Origin of the sequence: Peribacillus phoenicis, assembly GCF_047238085.1 — a bacterium.
In the GTDB taxonomy this organism is placed as follows: Bacteria; Bacillota; Bacilli; order Bacillales; family DSM-1321; genus Peribacillus.
Genome location: NZ_JBDFMF010000001.1, coordinates 2,640,737 through 2,655,022, shown reverse-complemented (window position 1 = coordinate 2,655,022; position 14,286 = coordinate 2,640,737). Strand labels below are relative to the sequence as shown.

The 14,286-nt window shown below is 39.2% G+C and carries 13 protein-coding genes; 11 read left to right on the top strand and 2 right to left on the bottom strand.

The genetic code is table 11. The annotated features are described in order from the left end of the window. The first annotated feature begins 24 nt into the window (after positions 1-24). The 3 genes from mmuP to ABC374_RS12935 all read left to right on the top strand — a co-directional run bounded on the left by mmuP (position 25) and on the right by ABC374_RS12935 (position 2,787). Positions 25-1,413, top strand: coding sequence for an S-methylmethionine permease (gene mmuP, locus ABC374_RS12945; protein ID WP_413018192.1), 1,389 nt, complete (start codon positions 25-27; stop codon positions 1,411-1,413). Next, positions 1,410-2,372, top strand: a complete 963-nt coding sequence (gene mmuM, locus ABC374_RS12940) for a homocysteine S-methyltransferase (RefSeq protein ID WP_413018190.1) — start codon at positions 1,410-1,412, stop codon at positions 2,370-2,372. The genes mmuP and mmuM overlap by 4 nt, the downstream gene beginning before the upstream one ends. A gap of 247 nt (positions 2,373-2,619) precedes the next feature. Next, positions 2,620-2,787 carry a hypothetical protein gene (locus ABC374_RS12935; protein ID WP_162878727.1) on the top strand — a complete coding sequence of 56 codons (168 nt, stop codon included), beginning with the start codon at positions 2,620-2,622 and terminating at the stop codon, positions 2,785-2,787. Between the two features lie 400 nt (positions 2,788-3,187). Here the strand turns inward: ABC374_RS12935 and ABC374_RS12930 are convergent, their stop codons facing one another. Then, positions 3,188-3,562, bottom strand: a complete 375-nt coding sequence (locus ABC374_RS12930) for a helix-turn-helix domain-containing protein (RefSeq protein ID WP_413018188.1) — start codon at positions 3,560-3,562, stop codon at positions 3,188-3,190. 230 nt (positions 3,563-3,792) lie between these two features. Here ABC374_RS12930 and ABC374_RS12925 point away from each other — a divergent pair, with 230 nt between their 5' ends. Both ABC374_RS12925 and aspA read left to right on the top strand, forming a co-directional pair. After that, the gene (locus ABC374_RS12925; RefSeq protein WP_413020338.1) at positions 3,793-4,779 is read left to right on the top strand and encodes an asparaginase; all 987 of its coding nucleotides are present in this window, start codon (positions 3,793-3,795) and stop codon (positions 4,777-4,779) included. 23 nt (positions 4,780-4,802) lie between these two features. Beyond that, on the top strand, positions 4,803-6,233 hold the full coding sequence (aspA, locus tag ABC374_RS12920) for an aspartate ammonia-lyase (protein WP_350299012.1): 1,431 nt from the start codon (positions 4,803-4,805) through the stop codon (positions 6,231-6,233). Positions 6,234-6,512: 279 nt separating this feature from the next. Here the strand turns inward: aspA and glpT are convergent, their stop codons facing one another. After that, positions 6,513-7,874, bottom strand: coding sequence for a glycerol-3-phosphate transporter (gene glpT / locus ABC374_RS12915; RefSeq protein WP_350299011.1), 1,362 nt, complete (start codon positions 7,872-7,874; stop codon positions 6,513-6,515). Between the two features lie 478 nt (positions 7,875-8,352). On the opposite strand from glpT, the gene ABC374_RS12910 reads away from it, so the two are divergent. The 6 genes from ABC374_RS12910 (at position 8,353) to ABC374_RS12885 (ending at position 14,280) form a co-directional block, all read left to right on the top strand. Continuing rightward, a complete protein-coding gene (locus ABC374_RS12910) occupies positions 8,353-8,880 on the top strand; it encodes a DUF4309 domain-containing protein (RefSeq protein WP_350302882.1) in 528 nt (175 codons plus the stop codon). A gap of 154 nt (positions 8,881-9,034) precedes the next feature. Further along, positions 9,035-9,478, top strand: coding sequence for an SRPBCC family protein (locus ABC374_RS12905; protein ID WP_413018185.1), 444 nt, complete (start codon positions 9,035-9,037; stop codon positions 9,476-9,478). A 167-nt stretch (positions 9,479-9,645) separates the two neighbouring features. Continuing rightward, entirely contained in the window at positions 9,646-9,909 is a 264-nt protein-coding gene (locus tag ABC374_RS12900; protein ID WP_034307218.1) for a metal-sensitive transcriptional regulator, read from the top strand. A 228-nt stretch (positions 9,910-10,137) separates the two neighbouring features. Continuing rightward, the gene (gene cls, locus ABC374_RS12895) at positions 10,138-11,595 is read left to right on the top strand and encodes a cardiolipin synthase (RefSeq protein WP_413018183.1); all 1,458 of its coding nucleotides are present in this window, start codon (positions 10,138-10,140) and stop codon (positions 11,593-11,595) included. Between the two features lie 497 nt (positions 11,596-12,092). Then, positions 12,093-12,842 carry a (S)-benzoin forming benzil reductase gene (locus ABC374_RS12890; protein ID WP_413018181.1) on the top strand — a complete coding sequence of 250 codons (750 nt, stop codon included), beginning with the start codon at positions 12,093-12,095 and terminating at the stop codon, positions 12,840-12,842. 175 nt (positions 12,843-13,017) lie between these two features. Beyond that, positions 13,018-14,280, top strand: a complete 1,263-nt coding sequence (locus ABC374_RS12885; protein WP_413018179.1) for a glycosyl hydrolase family 18 protein — start codon at positions 13,018-13,020, stop codon at positions 14,278-14,280. The last annotated feature ends 6 nt before the right edge of the window (positions 14,281-14,286 follow it).

Here is a 14,286-nt window from a genome sequence, read left to right as displayed (position 1 = left end):
GATGCAAGATAAAGGAGAGTAAGAATGGAGAACAAAAGGAATCATGATTTTCAAAGGAAAATGCAGGCACGGCATATAATAATGCTATCGCTTGGCGGGGTGATTGGAACAGGTTTATTCTTAAGTTCGGGTTATACGATTCAACAGGCTGGCCCATTTGGCACCATCCTTTCGTATCTGATTGGGGCATTAGTGGTTTATCTAGTCATGCTATGTCTGGGTGAACTGGCAGTACATATGCCCGAGACAGGTGCGTTTCATAGCTACTCAGCTAAATACATAGGTCCTGGGACAGGGTATACAGTAGCCTGGTTGTATTGGCTAACTTGGACTGTTGCACTAGGTTCGGAATTCACGGCTGCAGGATTGTTGATGCAGAGATGGTTTCCATCAATCAATGTCTGGATATGGAGTGCACTATTTACCATATTGGTCTTGGCATTAAACGCGTGGACCGTTAAATTTTTCGCTGAATCCGAATTCTGGTTTGCGTCTATTAAGGTATTTGCCATTGTAATTTTTATTATTTTGGGAGCAGCGGCAATGCTAGGTTTTATTCCAATAATTCATTCACAATCTGCTCCGTTATTCTCCAATTTTACAAGTGAAGGTTTATTTCCGAATGGTGCTTTTGCCATTCTAATGACGATGCTTGCGGTGAATTTCGCATTCTCTGGAACTGAATTAATCGGAATTGCAGCTGGAGAAACTGTGAATCCAGAAAAAACGATACCAAAGGCAATCCGTATGACATTATGGAGATTGATTATCTTTTTTGTAGGAACCATCGTTGTATTGTCCGCATTATTGCCTATTTCGGATGCAAGCGTATTAGAAAGCCCCTTTGTGGCAGTTCTTGAACGGATTGGTGTGCCATATGCAGCGGATATTATGAACTTTGTTATATTAACTGCCATTTTATCTGCTGCAAACTCAGGACTGTATGCATCATCCAGAATGCTTTGGTCACTTGCAGATAAGGAAACTATATCACCAATATTTGCAAAATTGACAAAACGGGGAGTTCCGCTAAATGCAGTCCTTTTCAGTATGTTGGGCGGCTGCTTAGCCCTGTTCTCGAGTATTATTGCACCGGATACTGTTTACATAGTGCTTGTATCGATTTCTGGTCTAGCCGTGGTTATAGTTTGGATGAGTATTAGCGTGTCACAGTTTCGATTTCGCAGACGATATATAAAAGAAGGAAATTCAGTAAATGACTTGGCTTATCGAACGCCATTATATCCACTCGTACCAATCGTTTCTTTTATGCTATGCCTGGCTTCTTGTATAGGAATTGCATTTGATCCTACACAACGAATTGCACTATATTGTGGCATTCCATTTATTTTGTTTTGCTATGGAAGTTATTATGTGACAAAAACATATAAAGAAAAGAGGAGTAGATCATGAACAATAAAACTAACCCAATTGACGCTATTTTACGAGATCATTCAGTCATGATTTTGGACGGAGCTTTAGCTACAGAGCTAGAGAGGCATGGATGTGATTTGGACGACCCGCTCTGGTCTGCACGTGTATTACTTGAAAATCCAGAAGTGATTTATCAAGTGCATTCTGACTACTTTCGTGCTGGAGCGGACTGTGCGATTACGGCTAGCTACCAAGCCACTGTTGAAGGTTTCGCCCTCCGCGGAATACAAGAAAAAGAGGCTTTGGAGCTAATCCGGAAAACGGTTTTACTCGCAAGAAAAGCAAGAGATGAATTTTGGAAGGAAGAAAACCAAACGCTTAGGCCTAAGCCATTGGTTGCTGCATCTGTTGGCCCTTATGGGGCTTATCTTGCAGATGGTTCGGAGTATATAGGAAACTATGGTGTATCGGATGAAACTTTAACGGCATTTCATCGCTCACGGATATCAGCGTTGATTGAAGCAGGAGCTGACCTTTTAGCATTTGAAACGATTCCTTCCCTGCAAGAAGCAAAAGTATTATATTCATTATTGAAGGATTATCCAGAAGTGTATGCTTGGCTATCCTTTTCATTGAAAAATGAAAAAGCGATAAGTGACGGCACTTTACTCGAAGAGTGTACAAGATTGTTTGGGGACAGTGAGCAAATTGCAGCAATCGGCATCAACTGTGCGCCAGTATCATGTATCACGGAAGCCATCCAGGTGTTGCGCGCAAACACGGATAAACCAATCATTGTTTATCCGAATTCAGGTGAAACATATAATCCAGAAACTAAAACATGGCATGGTCAAGAATCATGTAACAGGCTCGACCTGAAATCTGAAGAATGGCACCATGCAGGGGCGCGTTTAATTGGAGGGTGCTGCAGAACGGCTCCACATCATATCGGAGACATTTCAAGAAAGTGGCGACCTTCCGTGGTGTTATCCTCCTAGCCCTTGTTCTGTTATCAAACTGTTATAAGGTATGTAGGTAGTATATAGAGCCTAACTAAAAGGAACAGGAAGCGTCATAATCAGACGGTTCCTGTTCCTTTTTGAGTTCATTATTCAAATTCGAGTTATCTTATCTCCTAGGCTGTAAAAGAACCGCTGCAAAAACAGTAATAGGAGAAATTAAATCATAATATTTGTGTGCTTGGGAAAACTAAACAAACAATGAATAGAAAGGAGAGTAATGAGTATGAGCCGTGGGAAAAATTTTAATCACAAAGAAAAAGGCCATCCAGGAAATTTACCTAATAATAGAATTAGCGAAGAGAAGGAACACAGCCGGCAGTATGAACAAATCGAGGATATTGTCACACATGAAGCTTTTAAAAATCGGGAAAAAGAAGACGAGATGCCTTAATATATTGATATTTCATGTATATACGGGGGGAAAACCATGAGCTTTTGCTATGGTTTTTTCTTTCATTACTAATACATACCTTGTTGGAAAAGGAAGTAAGCTAAATAATATGCCGACTTTCTTCTATATAAATAATAAAACTTAATTTCTCAGCTCGGGGCATCATTAGTCTTAAGTCACTAAGAGGGATTAGTAAGTATAATCTGCATTGTCATCCAGAAATAAATAAGGGTAACGTCTAAAAAAGGTGAACTTAATTAATCAGAACCGGCTTATCCTAATTGGTTAAAACCCTGGAATTTTACAGTTTTAAATAAACATGCCAGGTAAATCGTGAATATTATAAGAACCTGATGAAGTACGGATCGTTCCCCATATACAAGTCTTAAGCCAATTTCTGCTATGTTTCATTTTGTTTATCGCGGTTTATTTCCACTTCTCGTTTTGCTCTAATAAAAGCGATAAATTGAATCGTCTCCTCTTCAGAAAGAGAGATTCCATCAACGGCTAGCTCCATATTTGGTAAATCCGTTAATTCCATGACTTGAGGTGACTCTGTGGTAATATCTTTAGCTGGATGATCTACCCGACCTAGAATGTAATCAGTGGATGTATCATATAGGCCTGCCAATAAATTAATCGTTTCTAATGAAGGGCGGCGGTGGCCCGATTCATAACCTGCATAGGTACTCTTGGCGATTCCGAGCCTGTCAGCCGTATATTGCAAAGACCACCTTTTGGCCTTCCTTAATGTAGTCAATCTATTTAATATCATTTTTATTACTCTCCTTTTATATAAATCCATTATACCATCATATGACAATAAAGTGTACGCGTAATGAATAACTTTAGCTTGATTTCGACCTTGAACAGAACTATAATTACATGTGATGTACGCGTAACATGAACATTTACAATGGATACATCCTTTCTGAGATGCTTAGAATGATTGGGATACAGGGAGGTTTTATAGGGGGTAGTATATTGGAGAAATTGAAGTCAAAAATTAAGAAGTTGATGTTAATTACTACCGGTGGTACAATTGCATCGTTAGAAGGGGAAAATGGACTGGTTCCAGGGATGAAAGCTGACGAAATTTTAGGTCACCTTCCGGGATTAGATTTATGTCAGATTGATAGTAAGCCTTTGATGAATATCGATAGTACAAATATGCAGCCGGAAGATTGGACAGAAATGGCACAATCCATCCATGAGCACTACCATGATTACGATGGCTTTGTGATCACCCATGGGACAGATACGATGGCTTACACTTCAGCTGCGCTCTCATATATGTTACAAGACTTAGGGAAACCAATTATTATTACAGGTTCTCAAATCCCAATTGCCTTTAAAAAGACGGATGCCAAAAGAAATATCTCCGATGCGATTCGGTTTGCTTGTGAAGATATTGGAGGCGTATATGTAGTTTTTGATGGTAGAGTCATCCAGGGTACAAGGGCCATTAAATTGAGAACGAAAAGTTATGATTCGTTTGAAAGTATTAATTATCCTTATATTGCTTCCATATCAAAAGATAAAATTGAGTATCTTAAGCCAGTTCAATCAACAAAGAATAAGGAAGCCAAGTTAGATGCTTCCATTTGTACTGATGTTGCTTTGGTTAAGCTATATCCGGGGATTAAGCCCGAATTCTTTGATTTTCTGAAAAATCAATACCGGGGAATTGTAATTGAAAGTTATGGGAGCGGGGGTATTCCGTTTCAAGGAAGAAATATTTTAGAGAAGTTGAATGAGTTGGTCGAGTGTGGAATATCCATTGTCATTACTACCCAATGTTTAGAGGAAGGGGAGGATATGGATATATACGAAGTGGGACGTAAAGTAAATAAGAATGTCATCATTCGTTCCAGAAATATGAATACAGAAGCCATCGTTCCTAAGTTGATGTGGATATTAGCAAAGACACAGGATCCCAAAAAGGTGAAGGAATTGATGGAAACACCGATTGCAGAGGACATTACATTCTAGAACAAACAAAGGGGCAAGAGGAAATGTTGATAGATGAGAGAACATACCGAATTGAAAAAGACTTTCTTGGGGAAAAGGAAATTCCAGCAGATGTTTATTATGGAATACAAACTTTACGCGCTGTAGAAAATTTTCCGATTACCGGTTATAAAGTCAATGAAGAAATGATTCGTGCACTTGCTATGATAAAAAAAGCAGCCGCTTTAGCAAATATGGATACCAAACGCTTGTATGAAGGTATTGGAAACGCTATCGTTAAAGCTTCAGATGAAGTGATCGATGGAAAGTGGCATGAATATTTCATCGTTGATCCAATACAAGGCGGCGCAGGGACATCGATGAATATGAACATTAATGAAATCGTTGCCAACCGTGCGTTAGAACTTATGGGACACAATAAAGGTGATTATGTACATGTTAGTCCAAATAGCCATGTTAACATGTCGCAATCAACCAATGACGTATTCCCTACTGCCATTCATTTATCAACACTACGACTTTTAGAGCAATTGTTGCAAACAATGACCAAGATGAGTACGGTCTTAAAGAATAAAGCAAAACAATTTGATCATGTTATCAAAATGGGACGCACACATCTTCAGGACGCAGTGCCGATTCGCCTCGGTCAAGAATTTGAGGCTTACAGTCGTGTGTTGGATCGCGATATAAAACGAATCAGTCAATCACGTCAACATTTATATGAAGTGAATATGGGAGCAACAGCAGTGGGAACGGGATTGAACGCAGATCCGCGTTACATTGAAAATGTTGTTACATATTTAGCTGAGATCAGTAACTTGCCGCTTGTAGGAGCAGAACATTTAGTAGATGCAACTCAAAATACGGATGCTTATACTGAAGTGTCAGCTTCATTGAAAGTATGTATGATGAATATGTCTAAAATTGCTAATGATTTACGTTTGATGGCTTCAGGACCAAGAGCGGGATTAGGGGAAATCACACTTCCAGCTCGTCAACCAGGTTCATCCATCATGCCAGGAAAAGTAAATCCAGTAATGCCAGAATTGATTAACCAAGTCGCTTTCCAAGTGATCGGGAACGATAATACGATTTGTTTAGCATCAGAAGCAGGACAACTAGAGTTGAATGTAATGGAGCCAGTGCTTGTATTCAACTTATTGCAATCAATCAGCATTATGAACAATGCTTTCAATGTCTTTACAGATTATTGTTTAGAAGGTATTGAAGCAAATGAGCAACATTTAAAAGATTATGTTGAACAAAGTGTTGGAGTGATTACAGCAGTCAATCCGCACCTTGGATACGAAGTGGTTTCACGTATTGCGCGGGAAGCGATTTTAAAAGGCAAATCAGTTCGCGAACTTTGTTTACAATATGATGTACTGACAGAGGAAGAATTGGATCTGATTCTAAATCCTTATGAGATGACAAAGCCCGGCATAGCGGGAGCTTCTCTTTTTGATCGGCAATAAGCAGTATATTAGTAGAAAGCATTAATCTATCTAAGATTTTTGATGTAATGACTATGCCTTTAGGACCGTTGGTTTTTTAGGCATAGTCATTAATTATATACATATGAAATGTTACCCCCAACAGTTTGTCAACTACTTGCGGGTACTAAAAACTGAATATTCGGTTATTTTTGATTCTCGATCTAATCTTGTAGGTGTTTAACTATTCATAAAAAAACCATCCCCCCTTAGAATATCTAAGGGGGGATGGGGAAGTTTTAGCTCAATAATATGCCTGTATTAGCCCTTTACTACTTCCTGTCCACGAACATTCCATGTAAATGCAAATACCACTACTGCCAGAACACAAGAAATCGTTATTAATGTAAAGCCTGCATTCCAGCCTGCAAAGTCAACTACATATCCCATTATAGCATTAGCGGCTACAGATCCACCTAAATATCCAAATAAGCCAGTCAGTCCTGCTGCAGTGCCTGCAGCTTTTTTAGGAACTAAATCCAGTGCTTGCAGACCTATTAACATTACAGGTCCATAAATTAAGAATCCAATCGCAATTAGGGAAATAATATCGATCATTGGGTTGCCCGCAGGGTTAAACCAGTATACAAGGACTGCGATTAATACTCCTAGCATAAAGACAACCCCCGCCGGTCCACGACGTCCTTTAAAAACCTTATCCGAGATATAACCGCATAATAAAGTTCCCGGAATGCCTGCCCATTCGTATAAGAAATAAGCCGTACTGGACTCGTCCATGTTAAAGCCTTTTTCTTCGCTTAAATAGGTTGGTGCCCAATCAAGTACCCCATAACGGACGAAATAAACAAAGATGTTTGCAATCGCAATCGCCCAGACCCATTTGTTATTCAATACATATTTAAATAATATCTCTTTTGTTGTCAATTCTGTTTCAAACGTTTTTTTCATTTTATTTGGAAAATCATTACGATACTCTTCAATCGGTGGTAATCCAACTGATTGTGGTGTATCACGTATTAAGATAAATGAAATGATTGCTATTAATATGGCAACTAGAGCAGGTAGTATAAAAATCCCTTCATAACCTGCATATGAAGGACCCATTATTGTTGCAAAGATGGAGACACCTGCAATCGCCAATGGTGCCATTAAGCCACCACCCACGTTGTGGGCAACATTCCATATTGCCGTTTTCCCTCCTCTTTCACTCACACTGAACCAGTGAACAAGCACTCTGCCTGATGGTGGCCAGCCCATCCCTTGAAACCATCCATTAATGAATAACATGATAAACATAATCGTAACAGACGATGTGAAAAATGGAACAAGGCCCATAAGTAAGCTGACGATTCCAGCAAGTATCAAACCAACTGGCAAGAAATACCTTGCATTGCTTCGGTCTGACACAGTTCCCATTACAAACTTACTTATCCCATATGAAATCGAAATGGCTGATAATGCAAGACCCAGCTCTCCAGTTGTAAAGCCTTCCTCCTTTAAATATGGCATCGCCATGGAAAAGTTTTTACGAATTAAATAATACGCTGCATAACCAATGAAGATACCGATGAAAACTTGTAATCTGAGTTTCTTATATTCAGAATCTATTTTTCCTTCAGGTAATCTTTCAACCGGTAGAGCTGGCTTAAAAAATTTGAGCATCCAATTCCTCCTTAATATGATATTTTTGAACTATTTAAGTAAAGTATTGATGATGATACATAAAAAAACTCATACCAAAATAGTAACCCTTTATGTTAAAAGGTCCTATTAAAGCATGAGTCTCCAAATCTCCACCATCGTTAACTTGTAATAATTATACTATCTTCATAAGAAAACGCTGTCAACATTTTTTTTTGCCCGTTCGGACGGAAGAAGTCACCATCAAATTAACTGCCTAAGTCATTTTTAGGACCAGTTTTAAAATCAAGATAAATATAGAAATAATTGAATCCGTATTAATATTTCTTTTAAAGATTTTTTTGAACGAATGGTATGTGTCCAAAGTTCCGATGAATATTAATGGTAAAGGTAAAGCCAAATGGAATGACATTCGCAATTTTTTATCTTTATTAAGGTATCTTCTAATATAATTTAATCAGTCATTTCCAGGTGGAGAAGGAGGATAACTTTGAAACAAGTGAATCGTTTTATCCGAAGCGTTACATTTCTAATGCTGGCATTTCTCATGTTTAGTGGGCAGGCTGCAATTGCTTCATCAAATTCAATATCATCGCAATCCACGCCAGACCTTTTGATTAGGCAGATCATGGGTTTAGCCTATGAATCCCAACAATCCGTTAGCAGTGGACCATTTTCTGTAGGTGATTCGTTGAAGAAAGTGGAAAAAGCCTGGGGTGCACCGGAAGATTTAAGTACCGTTGCAGCCAATTATTGGAGCCGTAATGTCCGGTTCCTCTATGACGGTTCAACAGGAAGAAAGACGATTACCGCCATTGATGATTTTGATCCGCAATTGCAAACCATCCATTTATCCATGCTGAAGGAATTGATCGGTGAACCTGTAAGTGAAGTGGAGCAAGAAGGGATGTACTATGTCACTTATACCGATTACGCAAATTACAAAGTGGTTTTCGTGTTTGAAAGCGCCTGGATTAACCCAGATCCAAGATTGAATATGTATACGGTTGAATTTGCGTCAGATTAATAAGTCAAAAAAGGATCGTCCCTTTATTGCAGAGGGGCGATTTTTTACTACCACCGGGAGTATTTTGTTTAAGAATCTAATCTTACCGTTCTATTCAATATTGTTCAGCCATATATTAAAAAGATGTAAGTAGAATGATTAAGGGGGATTTGCTTTGTCAGAAGGTGTGCATAGTATCATTTTACCTGTTTCAATAAAAACAGTATGGGGATTTGTAAGTAGCATAGACCGGTGGGCACCTCTTGTCCCAGGATATATCAATCATGAGATGATTAATGAGGAGACACTTATTTGGGAGTTTAAAAGCGATTTGGGATTAATGAAGAAGAAAATTAAACTTGAAGTGAATATATTGGAATGGATTGAACCTGAAAAGGTAACATTTAGTCTTAAGGGATTAAATGAAAAATTTGATGGGCATGGCTATTTTTTAGCGGAACAGTGCGAAATAGGACAGACTAAAATGACTGGCTGCCTGGTGATTACGGCAAAAGGGGCCAAAGCCCCAATCGTCAATGCTTTGTTAAAAACCTACGTTCCCCAAATGACGATCGAGTTTTCTGAGGCTGTTGCACAAAGTCTCCTTGTACAAAAATAGGGATTACATATTGGAGTTTTATTGGATATTGGCACTTGACAATTATACCTATGTGGTATGTATTATAAATTGTAAGATTTTTATCAAACCTTCATTTCGACTGAATGGGTTTTATGATGGATGTTTGGATCGGATTCATAAGTAATAGGCAGGGTAGGAGGCCTCACATGGAATATGATAAGCAGGTTAAAAATAGAGTGAAGCGAATTGAAGGACAGCTGCGTGGGATTTTGAAAATGATGGAGGATAATAAAGATTGCAGGGATGTAGTAACGCAGTTGTCTGCAACCAGATCTGCAATCGATCGGACAATTGGGGTAATAGTAAGTTCCAATCTTGTTGAATGCGTCCGGGAGGCTAATGAATCCGGAGAAAAGAATCCCGAAGAGCTAGTGAAAGAAGCTGTGAATTTATTAGTGAAAAGCCGGTAAGCAATTAAATTATTGTTAAATAGGAATTTTTAAGACAAAGATTATTAGACAACTTGACCAATCTGAGAAATTTCAGTGTCCGGGGTGGATGGATTTTTTAAAATGGACCTCTACAAGAAGAGGTCCATTTTTGTGAATTCTCTGTTTTCATTTCTGATAGGCAAATCCTTTGATATAAAGAATTTGCATGGTATCCTTAAAGGGATAAAAATTTAGTGAGGGTATGCTATGGAATTTACGCATGTTACATCGGTTTTGCTCGGCCTCGTCATCATTCTAAATATTTTATTTGCCACTATTGTCATATTTTTTGAAAGAAGGGAAGCGAGCACGACCTGGGCTTGGTTATTGGTTTTATATTTTTTGCCTGTAGTCGGTTTTATTTTATATCTGCTTTTTGGAACAAGTTTAAGGCACGCACACTTATTCCAATGGGAGGATAAGAAGAAGATCGGGATCGAAGAAATCATTGATAAACAGATGGAAGAGCTTTCAACGAATCATTTTCCTTTTCGAAATGCTTCTTCGAGTAATTATCGTGATTTGATTTATATGCATCTCCGGAACAATGATGCCGTACTTACTGAAGATAATCAAGTCGATATTTTTACGGAAGGGAAAAATAAGTTTGACCAGCTTTTTAAAGATATTGAAGCGGCCGAAAACCATATACATATACAATATTACATCATTCAAAGGGACGGCCTGGGTAAACGATTCATTGAAGCTTTGACCAAAAAGGCGAATGAAGGCGTCAAAGTTCGGTTGCTTTATGACGAGCTGGGGTCTAGAGGGATGACTAAACGTTTCTTCAGGGAATTTAGGCAGGCTGGAGGACGAGTGGAGGCATTCTTTCCATCCAAATTAAAATTCATAAATTTACGACTGAATTTCCGTAACCATCGAAAGCTCGTCATCATAGATGGAAAAGTAGGGTACGTTGGAGGCTTTAATGTTGGTGATGAATATTTAGGGCTTAATCCAAAATTCGGTTATTGGCGTGATACACACCTTCGAATAAAGGGGGCGGCTGTCAAAGCCATTCAAACCCGTTTCATCCTGGATTGGAATCAGGCATCAAAGCACCATGATATAACTTATCAGCCTCATTATTTCCCTATTGTAAAGCCTCAAGGAAATATAGATTTGCAAATAGTGACAAGTGGGCCGGATTCTGAATGGGAACAAATTAAAAATGGCTATATTAAATTAATTTCTTCAGCAAAAAAATCGATTCTCATTCAAACACCTTACTTCATACCGGATGCAAGTTTATTGGATGCACTCAGGATCGCCAGCTTATCAGGGTTAGATGTGAAAATCATGATTCCGAATAAACCTGATCACCTTTTCGTTTATTGGGCAACAACTTTCAATGCAGGGCAGTTATTAAGAGCGGGAGCTAAGATATACATCTATGATAACGGCTTTATTCATGCGAAGATGATCGTGGTGGACGAAGAGGTCTCCTCGGTGGGGACAGCTAACATTGATGTCCGTAGTTTTAAATTGAACTTTGAAGTCAATGCCTTCATTTATGATGAAGGAATGGCCGAAACACTGACAAGGATTTTTTATAAGGATGTCGAAGTATGCAGGCAGCTTACAATTGAAGAGTTTGAAAAGCGTTCAAAGTGGATTCGTTTTAAAGAGTCCATTGCAAGGCTGGTATCACCGATATTATAATTTTTAAACTAAACGGACCATTACTACATGGTCTGCTCAGGCTGTAGACAAATTCGAGAAATGGAGTTTGCCTGCAGTCTTTTTATTTAAAAAACTACGGAGCTTGATTTCAGAAATCCGCTGCTCCTTTCAGTTGTAGACAAAATTGTTATTAATTGAGTTTGCAAAAATCGTTGATTTCCTCTCCAGGCACTCGCTTTCCGCGGGTCCGCCTCGGCGCTTTTGCGCCTGCGGGGTCTCCTTTGGATGCGCTTTTCCCGCAGGAGTCTTGCACATCCCTCCAATCAACATTGCTTTAATTTAGATGGAACTTCTTTTGTTCACAAACTCAATAATTGAGTTTCCTGCAATTTAAAACAAGTACGGAGCTTGATTCCATAAAACAGTAAAAACCATAAAGTATAACCAAGTCTTATATTAAAATCACGGTTTGTGGTGAGACCATTCCGAACTCGATTTTGGTACAATAGTTTATATCCATAAAAGGGGGAAAAGCCGTGAAAACGTTTATAATCACAGGAGCTTCAAAAGGTTTAGGTGCTGCCATCGCCAAAGGATGTTTGCAGACGAGTGATCATTGCATTTTAGTTTCCCGTACAGCCAATCCTGAAATGCAGCGGCTGGCTGACCGATCAGGGAAGAAACTTACATTTATTTCGATGGACTTGAATGAAACTGAAAAGTTACCTTCCTTAGTCAATGAGATTTTTGCTGCTGTCGATGATACAAGTGACATTTACTTCATTAATAATGCAGGCGTTATTGAACCGATAAAGCCGGTAGGAAAGCTTGGTATGGGAAATTTGGAAACAAGCATGCGGGTGAATTTCATGGCACCCATCGTATTGGCTGATGAATTCATTAAACAGACAAAGGACTGGAACAGAAAGAAGGTAATGGTGAACATATCATCAGGTGCAGCAAAAAATCCTTATCATGGTTGGGCAGCTTATTGCAGTACTAAGGCGGGGCTAGAAATGTTTACACGGGTTGCAGGGGTGGAGCAGGATAAAACGTCTTTCCCTACGTCTCTCATATCTTTTTCACCTGGAGTAATGAATACGGAGATGCAAGGGACAATCCGGTCAGCAGACGAACGGGACTTTTCCGATCGAGACAAATTTCATGAATATAAAGAGAAGGGCATGTTAAGAAGCCCTGGATTTGTGGCAGATAAACTTTTGCAGCTTCTTGATTCGGGAGATTTGGAGAATGGTAAGTTCTACGATATTAAGAATTTACTTTAATGAATGGAAGCATGTGAAACGAAATAGCGTGGGGTTGTCCCTGTGGACAGCCTCTTTTTTAAGTGATCCTTTATTATATAAAAAAACAGGATATCATCAAGGAAATATGATAATTCGTTCTATCCAATTACCTGAATAACATAAACTTTTTTGGAGGGAGTTTGGAGGGTTATGAATGACGATCATTATTGTGAAAAAAGGTGACAGCCTTTGGGAAATTGCCAGAAAAAATAAAGTTGAACCATCAAGGGTAATTGAAGTCAACGGTTTGGAATCAACAGCTTTGGTTCCTGGCCTGGCATTGTATATACCTGATGAAAAAGCGGTGAATCGAAGGTATCTAATTAAAAATCAGGATACCCTTACTAGAATCGGCAGTCGTTTTGGAACGAGTGCAGCGGCAATCATGGAAGCCAATCCTGGAATCGTTGCAAACTCGCTTAAAGCCGGCGCGGAAATTTTGATTCCGTCTCCTTACAAAAATCAATTGATTACACTGGGTTTTGCCTTTCCGACTTCAGGTGGAGCAGTATTTGAAACACTTGAGGAGAATGGTGATAAATTATCCTATTTAGCCATCGTAGCTTATTCGTTTACAAGGGAAGGAAATGCATACGTTGATGGTGATGATCTCCCGCTTATCGCGAAATGCGAGCAAACCGGGGTGACGCCCCTACTGATGATCCGGAACTTTCAAGATGGTGATTTTGATGCTGATTTGGCGGGTGATGTCCTTGCTAGTACAGTATACAGAGCGAATTTAATCAATAGTATGCTGAATTTCGTTAGGGAGAAAGGGTATGGGGGTGTCAGTATGGACATCGAATTCATCCCACCTGCTCGGCGTTCCGATTATGTGCTTTTTTTAAAAGAATTAAAGGAGGGGTTGAAAGAACTGATCCTTCATGTGAACGTACACGCAAAAACAGCGGATAATCCTGATAATCGAATTGTAGGCGGCCATGATTATCGGGGGATCGGAGAGGCAGCCGACCTTGTTGCCGTGATGACCATTGATTATGGGTATCCTACTGGACCGCCTGAACCAATTTCCCCACTTTGGTGGATGGGCGAGGTACTTCGTTATGCTTTGACGAATATACCTGAATATAAATTGCAGTCGGCATTTCCTATGTATGGATACGATTGGATAGTACCAAGCCACGAAACGAAAGCTTTGTCAGCTCAAAATGCCCAAAATCTTGCCATAGCAACTGGCGCTGAAATAACTTTTGACACGTCTGCAGCATCACCTACCTATACTTATCAAAGAGAAAATTCGAATCATGTGGTTTGGTTTGAAGATATTCGATCGATAAGCGCAAAATATGAAATGATTGATGCATATGAACTGATAGGTGCAACTTATTGGCAGATTGGTTTGGAATTCCCTCAGAATTGGGCGTTTATAGAAAAGAATATTTTGATTATTAAATAGATGAAT